The sequence below is a fragment of the uncultured Mobiluncus sp. genome (assembly GCF_947254095.1).
GTDB lineage: Bacteria > Actinomycetota > Actinomycetes > Actinomycetales > Actinomycetaceae > Mobiluncus.
In genome coordinates this window covers 15785-31006 of the sequence record NZ_CAMYBV010000022.1, presented here as the reverse complement: position 1 = coordinate 31006, position 15222 = coordinate 15785, and the positions used below count along the sequence as shown (strand labels likewise).

Here is a 15222-nt window from a genome sequence, read left to right as displayed (position 1 = left end):
CGCGCGGGGGCGGGGCCCTGGAGGACCTGCTGGGATTCTCCGATGAGAGCGTGGTGAGAGCAGCTTTTGCGGCGCGCACCCCCATCGTTTCCGCCGTTGGCCATGAAGAAGACACCCCGTTGCTGGATTTTGTAGCGGACTTTCGCGCCTCCACCCCTACCGATGCGGGCAAGCGGATTGTCCCGGATTTGGCCGCAGAAATTGAGGGGGTGTCCGGGGCACGCTCCCGGATGACGGCGCTCATTTCCAACCGTATAGAACTGGGCCTGCGTGAACTTGACGCGATTCGCTCCCGGCCGGTCATGCAAAATCCACTAGCGGCTTTAGACGAACGGCGCCGGGACATCAATCACGGCTTGGAAATCCTGCGGTCGCGGGTCGCGGCCGTCCTCGCTAATCAGGCACGTGACCTAGCGGCAGCGCGGGCAACTTTGCGAGCCATCTCGCCCCAGGCCACTTTGGAACGCGGGTATGCAGTGCTGCGCAAACCCGACCAAACCGTAGTGACCGACGCGGGTGAAGTTCAGAAGGGCGACCTCCTCGAGGCCGTCTTGGCGCGCGGCTCCCTGGTCGCCACCGTTTTTGGCACGAATCCAAACACCGATGAAAGGTAAAGAATCATGAGCGAAAAAAATCCTCAACAAACCTCGACACCGACTGACGCGACAGGAACAGGCGCGGCAGGCAACCAGGATGTCACCGAGATGAGCTACGAGGCGGCTCGCGCCGAACTCATCGAAACCGTGCAGGCCCTGGAAAACGCTGAAGCTCCCCTGGAGGACACCCTGAAACTGTGGGATCGCGGAGAAGCCTTGGCCTCACGCTGCCAGACTATCCTCGACTCCGCTCATGCTCGGCTCGCCGAACGTCAAGCACAATGAACCTGTTTCTGCTGTTCATTGTCATTCTGGTGCTGTGGGGCGCCAGGATTCATCCGCGCGGTGACAATTTCGAGGGATACCTGGATCACGACCACACCACCCGCATCAACGGCATCTTTATCCTGATTGTCTTTTATGCCCACATCCGTTCCTACATGCCCTATAACCCGGCGTGGGACGGGGTGATGCACCACATCGCCACGGGGCTCGGTCAGCTGATGGTGGCTTTGTTCCTGTTTTATTCCGGTTACGGAGTGGCATATTCCCTAGCGCACAAGCCCGGCTATGTTCACACCATGCCGCTCAAACGCGTGGGCGTGACCTGGGTGAACTTCGCTATCGCCCAGGTCTTGTTCATCATCATGAACCTGTCGCTTTCGCGCCCGTTCACCCCGGCTCAGACCGCCTGGGCGTTCCTCGGTTGGAAATCCATCGGCTCTTCCAGCTGGTACATTTTCGCGATTCTGGTGCTCTATGCCCTGACTTGGCTGGCGTTCGTAATCCTCGGCTGCCGCCCGTGGTTGGCTTTCATCCTGAACTGTGTACTGGTGGGAGGCTTCACCGTTTTCATGTGGCACTTCAAAGGTAACGCCACCTACACCTACAACACGTTGTGCTGCTATCTGCTGGGCATGTGCTACTGCCTGGCCCGCGACCACTTCGAGCGCGTCTACCGTCGCACCGTGGGCTACGTCTCCGCGCTACTCGTCACGGTGGCACTTTTTGTCCTCACCACTAAGCTCGACCACCTGAGCTTCCTGGTGTTCGAAGTCGAAGCCATGCTGTTTTGCCTGATAATCGTGCAAATCACGTTGTTCTTACATCTGAATAATCCCGTGCTGCACTGGTTTGGCAAACACCTTTTCTGGGTTTACGTGCTGCAGCGTCTGCCGATGCTGGCACTGCGGGAACTCGGCATGGCCGATGCCGCTCCCTATGTTTACGCCCTAACTTGCTTCGCGGCGACGGTTGGCTTGGCGTGGCTGATGGCGCGCCTCACCGCTCCGATTGATTCCCAGCTCAGCGCCTGGTCGAAAACCTGGGCGGAATATTGCACCAAACGTGAGGGAAAGCTCAGCCCTGGTAGGGGTGAGCGTCCAGCACCTGAACCTTGATCTTCTTGCCGGTCGGCGCTACGTATTCCACGGTGTCGCCAGTCCGGTGACCAGCCAGCGCTACCCCAAGGGGGGCTTCGGGGGAAAACACCTGAATGTCCATCCCTTTGGCGGCGTCACGCGAACCCAAGAGGAACTTCATCTTTTTCGGTCCGACTTTTGCTTCTACCACGCTGCCCGGTCCAATCGTGCCATCGGCGGCCGCCTCGCCGACCTCGGCGTACTTCAGGATTTCTTGCAGCTCCAAGATGCGGGTTTCGTTTTGGGATTGTTCGTCACGAGCCGCGTGATAGCCGCCGTTTTCTTTCAGGTCGCCTTCGCGGCGGGCCGCGTCAATCTTCTTGGTGATTTCCGAGCGGATTGGGCCCGTGCGTTCGTCGAGCTCCGCTTGTAGACGGTCAAAAGACGCCTGGGTCATCCAGTTTTTTTTCGCTTCGTCAGCCATAATCGTCTCCTTGAAAGATTAAAAGATTAGCGCCTGCGTCAGGCACAGAAAGCAAGCTTGTTTCAAAAAATCAGCCGCAACGCAAGCGTTCAATACTTTACCAGATATTAAAATCAAGTAAAACGCTAGAAAAACAGCCCGGCAAAAGTCCGCTGCCGCGAGGAAACCCGAACCACCGGCCTTGTGAGCCCTAACCAAGAATGGCGAAATAGGCCGCGACGCAGTGACACGCCCAGGCCGCGACAGTCCAAGCGTGGAAAAACTCGTGAAAACCGAAAATCGTAGGGTCAGGATTCGGCCACTTCGTGGCATAGATGACCGCCCCGACCGTGTAGGCCAAACCGCCTGCGACCAGCATCCAGAATGCAGGGAGGGAAGCGGCGTAGAGCTCGGGGAAATACATCAAGGCAACCCAACCTAAAACCACGTAAAGAATTGTGGTTATCCAGCGGGGGGCGTGCGGCCAAATCAACGAGGTAGCAATCCCCAAAATCGCCCCCACCCAGACTACTGAAAGCAAAATCGTTCTATCGCGCTCTCCCAGCAGACCGAACGAAATAGGCGTGTAGGTGCCGGCAATGAGTAAGAAAATATTGGCGTGATCGAAACGGCGCAATATCGCGTCCACCGATTTCGGCCACGAACCCATGTGATACACCGCGCTCATCGCAAACAACACTAGGGAAGCCAGCATATAGACAACACAGGCAAACTTCAGGGAACTCGGCGCCAACACCAGCAACACGATAGAAGCCGCCATCGACAGCGGCGTGGCCACCGTGTGAATCCACCCCCGCAGGGCAGGCTTGCGGCGCATCGCTTTCCAATCCCAACGTTGAAAAGTGTAGGGGCGTCCGGTTCGCGGATTAACCAGACGCGGCATCAGCGTCCTGCCAGATTTCACACCCATAACATTCCCCCCGCTCGGCTTGCCCCACCCGCGCCAGTCAAGACAGGCAAGTTAAGTGTTTTAATGTTTTAAACTGATTATGTGAGTAGCTCCGTAAAAAAGTCAAAGCCTGGAATTCTTTACCGAATTTACGCCAGACGTTTGGCTCGTGAAATTAACCCCGCAAAGGTGCCTCAGCATATCGGCATTATCTTGGACGGAAACCGGCGCTGGGCAAAGGCGGAAGGCGCCCCGGCAACCCGCGGACATCAGCGCGGAGCCCTGAAAATTACCGAAGTTTTGCAGTGGTGTGAGGAATGGCCCGTTAAAGTCGTCACCTTGTGGATGCTTTCGATTGACAACCTGGGTCGGAAAGCCGCGGAGCTCAAGCCCCTGCAAGACGTCATCGGCCATACCGTGCGAGGTTTGCAAGCCTCGGGACGTTACCATTTGCGGGTGTTGGGCGACACGTCCCTGCTGGACCCGGGGCTGGCCGCAATCCTGCACGCGGCGGACGGAACCGGGCCGGAAAACGCGCTGGTGGTGAATATCGCGGTCGCCTATGGAGGACGTCAGGAAATCGTCAACGCCGTGCGGGAATACCTCAACGAAGCAGCTCAAAAAGGCGAAACCCTGGCGGATTTGACTGACCAAATCCGTTTGGAGGACATCGAAGCGCACCTGTACACCAAGGGTCAGCCAGACCCTGACCTGGTGATTCGCACTTCGGGGGAGCAGCGTCTCAGCGGATTTTTGCTGTGGCAAAGCGCGAATTCGGAGTTCTATTTTTGTGAAACGTATTGGCCGAGCTTCCGCAAGGTCGACTTCCTGCGTGCCCTGCGTGACTACGGAAATCGGGAACGCCGCTTGGGAAAGTGAGTCGCACCGCTCCCATCCCGACAAATTACAAATGTAAGAACCTCGTAAAGGCGGCGCTTTAGCACGCTCGAACCTCGTGCTATTGATAGGGTCAAAACATGGCTACCCCCGCGCGCACCTATGTGCTTGATACGTCCGTGTTGTTGTCCGATCCGAAGGCCTTGCTGAAGTTTGCCGAACACCAGGTGGTTTTGCCGGTGGTGGTAATCACCGAGCTAGAGAAAAAGCGTCACGATCCGGAGCTGGGATATTTCGCCCGCAAAGCGCTGCACCTGCTCGACGATTTGCGGATTGCCAACGGTCGGCTCGATCAGCCGGTTCCAGTCGGTTCACAAGGGGGGACCGTGCGGGTGGAGCTGAACTCTATCGACGACTCGGTGCTCCCCTCCGGGATGCGCTTGGGTGACAATGACACGAAGATTCTGGCGGTTGCCGCGAATCTGGCGAAAACCGGGGCGGACGTGACGGTCGTGTCCAAAGACCTGCCGATGCGGGTCAAAGCGTCCTCTATCGGCTTGGATGCTGATGTGTACCGTAACCCGCTGTCGAGTGCGGACACCTATCGCGGGGTCATTCGCGGCGAGATGAGCGAACAGGACATGTCTCGGCTCTATCAGGACGGCGCGGTGGAGTTCGACACGATTGTGCTGACGAACGACCCGGGGGATGAAGAAAACGATGTCGCGACTTATAGCAGCGACCCGACAAACCTGCTGAACGAGGAAGACAACAGCGTCGACTTTGAAGAACCCGAAATCCCCTCGCTGGAGGACCAACCCATCCATACCGGAATTATTTTGAGTTCCCCGCGAGGCTCCGCCCTGGCTACCATCTGGGGCGACAATCAGGTACATCTGGTGCGCACGGATCGGGAACTGTTCGGCGTGAAGGGGCGTTCCGCCGAGCAGCGTATCGCGATGGATCACCTGGTCAACCCGGAAATCGGCATTGTGTCCCTGGGTGGGCGGGCTGGCACCGGCAAGTCTGCCTTGGCTTTGGCTGCCGGGTTGGATGCGGTGGTGGAACGTCACGAGCACCGCAAGATTGTCGTGTTCCGTCCCATTTACGCGGTCGGGGGGCAGAGCTTGGGCTACTTGCCGGGCAGCGGTGAAGAAAAAATGGATCCGTGGGCGCAAGCCGTGTTCGACACTTTATCTTCGATTGTGGCTCCTGAAGTCGTTGACGAGGTGGTGGCGCGCGGCCTACTGGAGGTGCTGCCGCTGACCCACATTCGCGGCCGTTCCTTGCATGATGCGTTCGTGATTGTTGATGAAGCGCAGTCCTTGGAGCGCAACGTGTTGCTGACGGTGCTGTCGCGGATGGGTCAGAACGCCAAAATTGTGTTGACTCACGACGTTTCACAGCGCGACAACCTGCGGGTCGGACGCTATGACGGTATCGCCGCAGTTATCGAGGATTTGAAAGGCTCGTCCCTGTTCGCCCACACGACCCTGATTCGTTCGGAACGCAGCGCCATCGCGGATTTGGTCACGAGCCTGCTCGATTACTGAGTCGCCGCGCTAAAGTCGCCCCTCACGAGCTGCGCTCTTGGGCGGCGCTGACCCAGGCAGAGTTAGTCACGCCAAAGGGGACAAATCTGGTTGATTTTTGGCCGTTTCGGGTGTTGATACCGCAGAAATCGGCCCCTGAATGCTAGTTTGATACCCGTGCGTGATGACGAAAACCCGCAAGATCTCCCGTTTCCTCCGGAGGCGCAATCGTTGCTGATGCGTTCAGCCATCGCTGCCGCGCTCGCGTCCAAACGTTTGGCGGAGGAAAAGGGCGTGTTCCGGCTGACTCCCTCGGAATGGGCTGAACTGGAGGCGTCTACACGTCCCTGATTTGCCGCCGCTATCCCTGAGCTATGAGCTGAGGGGTCAAAAGCTGTGATGATTTGCTAGACTGAACCTGCGCGTGCCGCGCAATCCCGATTTATAGAGGACAACGATAGAACAATGCCTGCGATAGTAGTTTTGGGAGCCCAGTGGGGCGACGAAGGTAAAGGAAAAGCAACTGATCAGCTGGCCAAAGACGTGGATTTTTCCGTCAAATACAACGGCGGCAACAATGCTGGTCACACCGTGGTGGTCAATGGTGAAAAGTTCGCTCTGCACCTGCTGCCTACCGGTATCCTGTCCCCGCGTGTGACCCCGGTTATTGGCAACGGCACCGTCATTGACCCGAAAGTTTTGTTCCAGGAAATCGACGACTTGGAAAAACGGGGCGTGCCTTGCGAACGACTGCTCATCTCTAGCCGCGCCCACGTCATCACGCCTTTCGCCATCGCCATAGACCGTTCTTCTGAACAGTACCGTGGCCACCGCAAGATTGGCACCACCGGCCGCGGGATTGGCCCGACCTACGCCGAAAAAATGTACCGGATTGGAATCCAAGTCCAAGACCTGTTCGACCCCGAAATTTTGGGCGAAAAAGTCACCGTCATGTCCGACCTGGTGAAGAGTCTCTCCCAGGGCTGGTCCCATGCCGAACCGATTGACCCCGTTGAAGTTACCCAGGAGCTGCTGTCCTACTCGGAGCGGCTGCGCCCGATGGTGGCGAACACGTCCCTGGTGTTGAACAACGCGCTGGACGAAAAGCGGGTGGTGCTGTTCGAGGGCGGTCAGGCGACCATGCTCGACATCGACCACGGCACCTACCCCTACGTCACTTCGTCGAACTGCACCGCGGGCGGAGCCTGCACCGGGACCGGTATCGGCCCGACCCGCATCGACCGGGTGGTCGGGGTTATGAAAGCCTACACGACCCGCGTGGGTGAAGGGCCTTTCCCGACCGAACTGACCGATGCAACTGGTGAACAGTTGCGGGAACTCGGTTCAGAATACGGGGCGACGACGGGGCGTCCGCGTCGGACCGGCTGGTTTGACGCGGTGGTGGTGCGTTACGCCGTGCGCGTCAACGGCCTGACCGACCTTGTGATGACGAAACTGGACGTCATGTCCGAGTTTGAAAAAATCCCGGTCTGCGTGGGATACGAGACCCCGCGCGGACGCACCGACCAGATGCCCGACTATTCGGTCGACTTCGCTGCTTCCCGCCCGATTTACGAAGAAGTCCCCGGCTGGAAGGGTGAGGACATCTCCGGCATCACCGACTTCCGGAAACTCCCCAAGGCGGCCCAGAACTATGTTGCTTACCTGGAGGACAAGGTGGGTTGCCGCATCTCCGTCATCGGTACGGGGGCTTCGCGTGAAGACGCCATCGTGCGTTACACCCTCATCTGAGTTCATTTCGGTTTCCCTTTTCCGCTTTTTCCTGCACAAGCGCGCTGGTGAGCGGTGTTTTCGGCCTGACGTTTCCGGGGGCGACGGTTCGCCATTGGGAATCTGCAGAGCACAGGGCAACGGGCGCACCGGCCTTTTGAACGTGAAAAAGTTGCAAAAATTCACCTCGGGGTAGGACTTAACTCCCTGCACAATGTTCGAAAATGCGCGATAATTGCCGTGTAAGAGAAACATTCTATGTAGGAGGCCCTTTTATGGCTGTTACTGAAACCGATGTCCGCGCTGCAGCTCCCGCAAATGCTCCTGAAGAGGTAGTTAAGTGGGTTGCTAAGGTCGCGGCAATGACGACTCCGGAATCTATTGAGTTCTGTGACGGTTCCCAAGAGGAATGGGACCGCTTGTCGCAACTGCTGGTTGATGCCGGAATCTTTACCCGTTTGAACCCTGAGAAGCGCCCGAACTCGTTCTTGGCGCGCTCGCTGCCCTCTGATGTGGCGCGTGTGGAATCCCGCACCTTCATCTGCTGCGAAAAGGAAGAGGACGCTGGCCCCACCAACCACTGGGCTGACCCCAAGGAAATGAAAGAGACCCTGATTGGGGAAAATGGCGTGTTCCAGGGCGCGATGAAAGGCCGCACCATGTACGTGGTGCCGTTCTCGATGGGTCCGTTGGGCGGCCCGATTTCCCAGTTGGGCATCGAGCTGACCGACTCCGCTTACGTGGTGTTGAACATGCGCATCATGACGCGCATGGGTGCCAAGGCGATGGACCTGATTAACTCGGGCAAGCCGTGGGTGCCGGCGGTGCACTCCGTGGGCGCTCCCCTCGAGCCGGGCCAGAAAGACACGAACTGGCCGTGCAATGAAACCAAGTACATCACCCACTTCCCCGAGACCAACGAGATTTGGTCCTACGGCTCGGGTTACGGCGGCAACGCCCTGCTGGGCAAGAAGTGCTTCGCGCTGCGTATCGCCTCCACCATGGCGCGCCGCGACGGCTGGATGGCCGAGCACATGCTGATTCTGCGTCTGACGGACGAAAAGACCGGCAAGCGCTACCACGTGACGGCAGCTTTCCCGTCGGCTTGCGGCAAGACGAACCTCGCCATGCTCCAGCCCACCATCGAGGGCTACAAGGTCGAGACCATCGGCGACGATATCGCCTGGATGCGTCCCGGTCCGGACGGCACCTTGCGCGCCATCAACCCGGAGGCGGGCTTCTTTGGTGTGGCGCCCGGCACGTCTTATGACACCAACCCGATGGCCATGGAGTCCATGAAGGAAAACACCATCTTTACCAACGTCGCTCTGACCGATGACGGAGATGTGTGGTGGGAGGGCATTGACGGCCCGACCCCGAGCCACCTCATTGACTGGCACGGCAAGGACTGGACGCCGGAATCCGGCGAAAAGGCGGCTCACCCGAACAGCCGCTTCACCGCTCCGGCCGCGCAGTGCCCGATTATCTGCCCCGACTGGGAGGCTCCCGAGGGCGTGCCGATTGACGCCGTATTGTTCGGCGGCCGCCGCGCCTCGAACGTGCCGCTGGTGACCGAGCAAAAGAACCCGGCTCACGGCGTGTTCATCGGTGCGAACGTGTCCTCCGAACAGACCGCTGCCGCAGAAGGCGCGGTTGGCTCGCTGCGTCACGACCCGTTCGCGATGCTGCCGTTCTGCGGCTACAACATGGCGGACTACTGGGGTCACTGGCTAGAGATGCAAGAGAAGTTGGGCGACAAGTTCCCGCGCGTCTACCACGTCAACTGGTTCCGCAAGACGCCTGATGGCAAGTTCATGTGGCCCGGCTACGGCGACAACTCCCGCGTGCTGGACTGGGTGGTCAAGCGCGTGTCCGGCCAGGTTGACGCTATTGACGGCCCGACCGGCAAGTACCCGAAGTTCGAGGACTTCAACCTGGAGGGCTTGGACATCGACAAGGCCGCTTGGGATGCCCTGTTCGAAATCAACCCCGAGGCTTGGTTGGCCGAGACCGAAGATACCGAAAAGTACTTCGCCCAGTTCGGCGACAAGCTCCCGGCTCAGATTAAGGCAGAGCTGGAAGGCTTGCGTGAGCGTCTCAAGGCCGCTAAGTAGTTAGTCCTCATGGGGCACTGACCCATTAATATTTTGGCGGGCAGTCACCATTCGGTGACTGCCCGCCTTTATAAAATTATTTATGGTTATAACTTATCAATACGATAAGCGATTTCGCTTTTCGCGTCGTCTGACGGTTCAATGCTCACCACGCTATTGTTGGCTTCGTCAATCGAGAGTGCGACATTTTCTGTAGTCACGCCATCGGAGCAAACCATATCCGAAATAGATGCCGTTTGGTCACCAACCGTAAACGATGCGTTCAGAGTGCCTTGCCCGATGCAAAAAACTTGGAACCGGTAGATTCCTTTCTCCCACTTGGACTTATCTTCATCTCTGATATTCATAATGGTCTTTTGTTTCTTGGCGTCAAGTTGATAGCTCGGTTGCGGGCCAGATGTAGTCCTTACTGACCCTTCCTCGACATCAGCATTTACCGCGTCGGTAATAGCTTTCACTTGCGCCGCCGGCAAGATATGTCCTGTGCTTTCAGGACTACTCTCAGGCGTATCAGTGGCAGCATTTTCAGTTGCCGGTGAACAAGCCGCAACGCCCAGCATAGCCAAAGCCAGCACGGTGCCCGCACAGCTGCGGTGAAGTGTCCGGTATTGTTTGTTCATCGCGTTTATCCTTTCCAAAGTCGAAATATTCTGCCATTGTCCCTCATCGGAGCAATAAAAAAATCGTAATTTAGTGAGGATACAATCGTCAAGACTTAGCAAAGAAATGTTAAGTAAGAATTAGTAAGCCGTGAGTTTGGCGTTGCCGTCCGACCAGGAAACCACCACGTCATAGCCGGACAGTTTGAAAATCTTGGAGCGAACCACCAAACGGAACGCAAGACCCTGGTCAGCGGGTGTAACTCTACTGATGGACAGGCGGTTCGTGGTGGTGTCTTCAAAATGCCCGTCGTCGAAGATTCGCTGCCAGATTCCGGCCCGTTTCACCTGCCATTCATAGGTCGTGTCGAACAGGGAGCCGTCAGGATCCATGATGGGTGACGCCTCAAACGAGACGCGCGACCCCACCGGGGCTTTTGCGCTGGCCGGCATATTCTTTAGACCTTGCACCGCTACCCGTACCGGTTCAGAAGTGGCGGTTCCTTCCGAAGAGGTCGCCATCAGGCGATATTCGGTGTTCTTGGAACGGTCCCAAGTCCAGATACCATCGGGAGTAAAAGTTTCCTGGGTCGCATCGGGGATATCCCTCCAGGCTCCGGCATGGTCGCGTTCTTGCCACTGATATTTCGGCACCGGCCAAGCCGAGACTTGCATTCGGATGGGGTTGACCAGCTTGTATCCCACCCCGGTGAGGGGTTGTTCCATCAGCTGAATCTGCGGCGCGGTTTTCTCCAGTGGGGTCAGCGGGTCGAACAGCGCCACCTGATATTCGTAGGTGCTCTTCGGCGCGTTTTTCACCCCGTCAATCTTGACTTTGTACACCAGGTTTTCCTGGCCGACAGGCTTTCGTTCAATCGTGGGGAACTTCATCAGCAGGGTGGAATAGTCCGCGATGGCACGAGGCGTGTACGTGACCCCCTTTTCGCCGGGGTGAATGGTGGTGAGCGGAACCGAGTGCCCGGTCGGGTCGATAATGCTGGCTTTCGCGGAGGAAAGGTCCGCGTTCAGCACCGAGAAACTCCAACGTTCCAGGTCCATTCCTGAGTTGGTTTCCCCAACCGAGGTCAGCAGCTGTTTGGGAAAGAACCCGGCCGACGGCCAGCTCATCCATTCCGGGGAGGGGGCTTGGGGATTATGCATGGCTTCGGCGGGCAGTCCCGGATAGGATTCGCCGGTACGGACCGAGATGGCGGTATAGCCCGCCGCGGCCCCGATAGAGGTCAGGGACAGCTGCGGATCCATCATAAACAGGCGGTGTCCGAGCTGGTCATTGGTGGGGTTGGACTGGTTGGAATAATCCATGTAATACCACAGGGCGGTTTCCGCCGAAGTTTGCGAGATGGATTGTGCCAGGTTGGAATGCCTGGCCCCGCGCACCGCGTCATCGGTGGCGCAGGCAAAACCCTCGACCGCCGGATAGTGCGACAGTTTGCCATTGCGGGCGCTGACCATCGCGGCGGCTTGAGTGTAGGGAGCGATAGCCCCGGAGGTGTCCAGTGTTACCGCGTTCAAACCGTTGAGACCGCGCATAAAATTCCAGGCTTCCATGATGGGGCGAATCCCGTCCGTTACGGCCTGACCGGGGAGGCAGTTTTCCAAGTCCACCCCGACACTCATGGCGGGGCGAGTCATATTTTTTTCGTAATGGGCCAGGTAGGCGCGGCGAACTTCGGATTTTGAAGTCGTGTCGATGATGTTGTCGTCCGGCGCCGCCGGCTGGTGCAGTTCGGCCGAATGGACGCGGTTGGGAACTTTTGCCGCGCCAGATTTCCCGCCGCCCTGCAGAGGAGGAGCTTCGAACAGGCACGCCGCGAGGATGCAGACTATCGAGATGAATCCCAGAAATGGTGTCAGTTTCGTGTCTAACGCACGGCGCATCTTGCAGTCCCCTCCCCTCGCGAAAAACGGCAACGCCCAGCCCTCAATGCTAAAAGACCAGGTGATTTGGGCACACTTATCCCTTTTAATCGTATCGACCGGCGCAAGTCATGAATAAGAATTTTATATCCCGACTTTTTCCAGGCGGGCTCAGCAGCCGGTTGTCGCGGCGGTTTTTCTCTTTGCGTCCGGCCTACCTTGGGTTTTCCCAGTGGCCGACAGTGCCAAAGGTCGGGTGGGCGCGACGGCGAGGACGCGGGTGTGACCTAAATCACAGGTGGGCGGGGCGGTTAGACCTGACAATGCCGAGAGTTACAAAGACCGCTTGAAAACCTCAGAATTTTACCCAATCGGGGAATTCGAGGTATCTTTCAGACAGTAAACTCATTTTTGCGCATTTAAAAGGAGTAAGACTTAGTGGCTGAAGAAAACCAAAAACTCGTGATTGTCGAGTCTCCGGCGAAAGCTCGAACCATTGGGAGGTTTCTCGGTGACGACTTTGACGTGGAGGCATCGGTGGGTCACATTCGTGACCTCGCTCAGCCGTCTGACCTTCCCGCCACGTTGAAAAAGACTGGCTACGCGAAGTTCGCGGTTGACCTGGATCACGACTTCGAGCCGTATTACGTGGTTGACGGGGATAAGAAAAAGAAAGTCAGCGAGTTGAAAGCCCGGCTGAAAGAGGCCGACGAACTCCTGCTGGCCACTGATGAGGACCGCGAGGGGGAGGCTATTGCCTGGCACCTGATGGAGGTGCTGAAACCGAAAGTCCCCGTGAAACGCATGGTGTTTCACGAGATTACCAAAGACGCTATCGACTACGCCCTGAGCCATCCGCGCGAGCTGGACACTGACTTGGTCAACGCCCAAGAGACCCGCCGTATTCTCGACCGCTTGGTCGGCTACGAAGTCTCCCCCCTGCTGTGGCGCAAGATTCGTACCGGCTTGTCGGCCGGACGAGTGCAGTCGGTGGCGACCCGCATGGTTGTCGACCGGGAACGCGACAGGATGAGTTTTACGGCTGCTGAATACTGGGATTTGGTGGCGTGGCTGACTCCCGAGGCGGGTGGCACCGAGTTTTCCGCCACCCTGCGGGAAGTGGACGGCAAACGTATCGCGACCGGCAAAGACTTTGACGAGCACGGAAAGCTCAAGGCCGCGGCGCAAAAGGCCGGGGTGTTTGCGCTGGATGGTGCCGCGGCGCGGACGCTAGCGGACGCCATCAGCACGGGTGCGACCTGGTCGGTTGCTGACGTAGAGTCCAAGCCATATCGGCGCCGTCCTCCCGCCCCATTCACGACGTCTTCTCTGCAGCAAGAGGCGTCCCGGAAACTGCGGTTGAACTCGCGAGACACGATGCGCGTGGCGCAGTCCCTGTACGAAAACGGCTACATCACCTATATGCGTACCGACTCGGTCAACCTATCTGAACAGGCTATTTCTGCGGCCCGATCCCTGGCGGTGAGCCGTTTCGGCAAGGACGCGGTTCCGGCTAAACCCCGCATCTATGAGACGAAAACGAAAGGGGCCCAGGAGGCTCACGAAGCTATTCGCCCCGCGGGAGAACAGTTCCAACTGCCCTCGAGCCTGGAGGGCAAACTCAATGCGCGCGAATTGAAACTGTACAACCTCATCTTCCGGCGCACCCTGGCTTGCCAGATGAACGATGCCACCGGCACTACCGTGTCGGTAAAGATTGCGGCTGTTCCCGCTGACGGCTCGGTTCACGCCGAGTTCGGGGCGTCCGGGACAGTGATTGAAAATCCCGGTTTTCTCGCCGCTTACGAAGAGGGTCGGGATGAGGGCGACGAGCCCGCGGCCACTCCCGGTGGGGGCAAGACCGGTGAGGCGAGGCTGCCACGGATGCAAGCCGCGGACCGGCTGCGTCTCGACCACTTGGATTCCGGGCAGGAGCGGCAGCATTTCACGACTCCGCCCGCCCGCTACACTGACGCGTCGCTGGTCAAAGCGATGGAGGAACGGGAGATCGGGCGACCCTCGACCTATGCCTCCACCATTTCCACCATTGTGGATCGGCAGTATGTGTATCGCCGCGGACAGGCCCTGGTGCCGTCGTGGCTGGCATTTTCCGTCGTGAAACTGCTGGAAGAAAACCTGCCCGGGCTCATTGATTACGACTTCACGGCTGATATGGAAGCCGATTTGGATAAAATCGCGGCCGGAAAGGCCGACCGAACCCAGTGGTTGAAGGACTTTTGGTACGGTCACGGTAAAGGCTCTGACCTGCAAGGATTAGGGTTGCAGCGCGCGGTAGCGGAACTGGGAGATATTGACGCCGCCGCCCTGAACACGGTGGAGCTCGGCGAGGGAATCGCTCTGCGCGTGGGACGTTATGGCCCCTACCTGCAGCGCGGCGAGGAACGCGCGGCGGTGCCTGACACGGTGGCTCCCGATGAGCTGACCCTGGAAATGGCGCGGGAACTGTTGGAAAAAGGTGCCCAAGGCGACCGGGTGGTGGGGGTTCACCCCGAAACCGGCCTCGAGATTGTCGTCAAGAACGGCAGGTTTGGGCCCTACGTGGAGGAACTGGCTCCGGAACCGGAAACCACACCGAAGAGCGAAACCAAAGCAAAGAAGACTACGAAAAAGAAACCCAAGAACCGGACGGCCTCCCTGCTGAAAACCCAGTCCCCGGACACGATTACCCTGGAGGACGCCCTGCAGCTGTTGAGCCTGCCGCGCACGGTCGGTCAGGACAGCGAGGGTGTGGACATTGTGGCATCTAACGGGCGGTACGGGCCGTACATCAAGCGCGGCACCGACACACGCTCGTTGGAAAGTGAGGAACAGCTGTTCACGTTGACGACTGAACAGGCTTTGGCGTTGCTGGCGGCGCCGAAAACTCGCGGACGGGCGGCGACGTCACAAACCGTGATGATGGAGTTCGGTGAGGATCCCGAAACAGGACAGAAAGTCACCCTTAAGAACGGCCGGTACGGACCTTATGTGACGGACGGAACCACGAACGCGACCGTGCCGCGCGGCACCGACCCCGCTACGTTGACCGAAAGTGCGGCGTTTGAACTCTTGGCCATAAAACGCGCCAAAGGGCCCACTAAGAAACGCAAAGCGCCGGCTCGCAAAACTACGGCGAAGAAAACGACTGCAAAAACCAAGAAAAAGTAAGCGAAAACCTGCTGGTCTCGACCCTCAACAGCG

General features: G+C 58.2%; 13 protein-coding genes. 9 read left to right on the top strand and 4 right to left on the bottom strand.

The window, feature by feature from the left end:
* The 3 genes from xseA to Q0X47_RS07615 form a co-directional block, all read left to right on the top strand.
* Positions 1–614: exodeoxyribonuclease VII large subunit (xseA, locus tag Q0X47_RS07625; protein ID WP_297724580.1), on the top strand; the 614-nt coding region annotated here is incomplete at its 5' end.
* A gap of 6 nt (positions 615–620) precedes the next feature.
* On the top strand, positions 621–881 hold the full coding sequence (locus Q0X47_RS07620; protein ID WP_297724577.1) for an exodeoxyribonuclease VII small subunit: 261 nt from the start codon (positions 621–623) through the stop codon (positions 879–881).
* Positions 878–1996 carry an acyltransferase family protein gene (locus Q0X47_RS07615; RefSeq protein ID WP_297724575.1) on the top strand — a complete coding sequence of 373 codons (1119 nt, stop codon included), beginning with the start codon at positions 878–880 and terminating at the stop codon, positions 1994–1996. Before Q0X47_RS07620 ends, Q0X47_RS07615 begins: the two co-directional genes overlap by 4 nt.
* Here Q0X47_RS07615 and greA read toward each other — a convergent pair.
* Together greA and Q0X47_RS07605 are read right to left on the bottom strand one after the other, a co-directional pair.
* Positions 1956–2441, bottom strand: coding sequence for a transcription elongation factor GreA (gene greA, locus Q0X47_RS07610; protein ID WP_297724573.1), 486 nt, complete (start codon positions 2439–2441; stop codon positions 1956–1958). The genes Q0X47_RS07615 and greA overlap by 41 nt on opposite strands.
* Before the next feature lie 190 nt (positions 2442–2631).
* Positions 2632–3324, bottom strand: coding sequence for a hemolysin III family protein (locus tag Q0X47_RS07605; RefSeq protein ID WP_297724583.1), 693 nt, complete (start codon positions 3322–3324; stop codon positions 2632–2634).
* A gap of 108 nt (positions 3325–3432) precedes the next feature.
* On the opposite strand from Q0X47_RS07605, the gene uppS reads away from it, so the two are divergent.
* The 5 genes from uppS to Q0X47_RS07580 all read left to right on the top strand — a co-directional run bounded on the left by uppS (position 3433) and on the right by Q0X47_RS07580 (position 9544).
* Entirely contained in the window at positions 3433–4209 is a 777-nt protein-coding gene (uppS, locus tag Q0X47_RS07600; protein WP_297724570.1) for a polyprenyl diphosphate synthase, read from the top strand.
* A 98-nt stretch (positions 4210–4307) separates the two neighbouring features.
* On the top strand, positions 4308–5720 hold the full coding sequence (locus Q0X47_RS07595; RefSeq protein WP_297724567.1) for a PhoH family protein: 1413 nt from the start codon (positions 4308–4310) through the stop codon (positions 5718–5720).
* 156 nt (positions 5721–5876) lie between these two features.
* Complete coding sequence (locus tag Q0X47_RS07590; protein ID WP_297724564.1) at positions 5877–6050, top strand: cutinase; 174 nt, start codon at positions 5877–5879, stop codon at positions 6048–6050.
* A 114-nt stretch (positions 6051–6164) separates the two neighbouring features.
* Positions 6165–7451 carry an adenylosuccinate synthase gene (locus tag Q0X47_RS07585; RefSeq protein ID WP_297724561.1) on the top strand — a complete coding sequence of 429 codons (1287 nt, stop codon included), beginning with the start codon at positions 6165–6167 and terminating at the stop codon, positions 7449–7451.
* 254 nt (positions 7452–7705) lie between these two features.
* Positions 7706–9544, top strand: coding sequence for a phosphoenolpyruvate carboxykinase (GTP) (locus tag Q0X47_RS07580; RefSeq protein ID WP_297724558.1), 1839 nt, complete (start codon positions 7706–7708; stop codon positions 9542–9544).
* Positions 9545–9630: 86 nt separating this feature from the next.
* Here the strand turns inward: Q0X47_RS07580 and Q0X47_RS07575 are convergent, their stop codons facing one another.
* Both Q0X47_RS07575 and Q0X47_RS07570 read right to left on the bottom strand, forming a co-directional pair.
* A complete protein-coding gene (locus Q0X47_RS07575) occupies positions 9631–10164 on the bottom strand; it encodes a hypothetical protein (protein WP_297724556.1) in 534 nt (177 codons plus the stop codon).
* A gap of 120 nt (positions 10165–10284) precedes the next feature.
* On the bottom strand, positions 10285–12042 hold the full coding sequence (locus Q0X47_RS07570) for a CAP domain-containing protein (RefSeq protein WP_297724553.1): 1758 nt from the start codon (positions 12040–12042) through the stop codon (positions 10285–10287).
* 417 nt (positions 12043–12459) lie between these two features.
* Between Q0X47_RS07570 and topA the strand changes: the two genes are divergently transcribed.
* Positions 12460–15189 (top strand): type I DNA topoisomerase, encoded by a 2730-nt coding sequence (topA, locus tag Q0X47_RS07565; protein ID WP_297724550.1) that lies wholly within the window; start codon positions 12460–12462, stop codon positions 15187–15189.
* Positions 15190–15222: the final 33 nt, after the last annotated feature.

Excerpts from the sequence above, each read along its gene's own strand:
- Q0X47_RS07620 (WP_297724577.1), top strand. The coding sequence starts at position 621 with ATGAGCGAAAAAAATCCTCAACAAACCTCGACACCGACTGACGCGACA.
- Q0X47_RS07615 (WP_297724575.1), top strand. The coding sequence starts at position 878 with ATGAACCTGTTTCTGCTGTTCATTGTCATTCTGGTGCTGTGGGGCGCC.
- greA (WP_297724573.1), bottom strand. The coding sequence starts at position 2,441 with ATGGCTGACGAAGCGAAAAAAAACTGGATGACCCAGGCGTCTTTTGAC.
- Q0X47_RS07605 (WP_297724583.1), bottom strand. The coding sequence starts at position 3,324 with ATGCCGCGTCTGGTTAATCCGCGAACCGGACGCCCCTACACTTTTCAA.
- Q0X47_RS07595 (WP_297724567.1), top strand. The coding sequence starts at position 4,308 with ATGGCTACCCCCGCGCGCACCTATGTGCTTGATACGTCCGTGTTGTTG.
- Q0X47_RS07585 (WP_297724561.1), top strand. The coding sequence starts at position 6,165 with ATGCCTGCGATAGTAGTTTTGGGAGCCCAGTGGGGCGACGAAGGTAAA.
- Q0X47_RS07580 (WP_297724558.1), top strand. The coding sequence starts at position 7,706 with ATGGCTGTTACTGAAACCGATGTCCGCGCTGCAGCTCCCGCAAATGCT.
- Q0X47_RS07575 (WP_297724556.1), bottom strand. The coding sequence starts at position 10,164 with ATGAACAAACAATACCGGACACTTCACCGCAGCTGTGCGGGCACCGTG.
- Q0X47_RS07570 (WP_297724553.1), bottom strand. The coding sequence starts at position 12,042 with ATGCGCCGTGCGTTAGACACGAAACTGACACCATTTCTGGGATTCATC.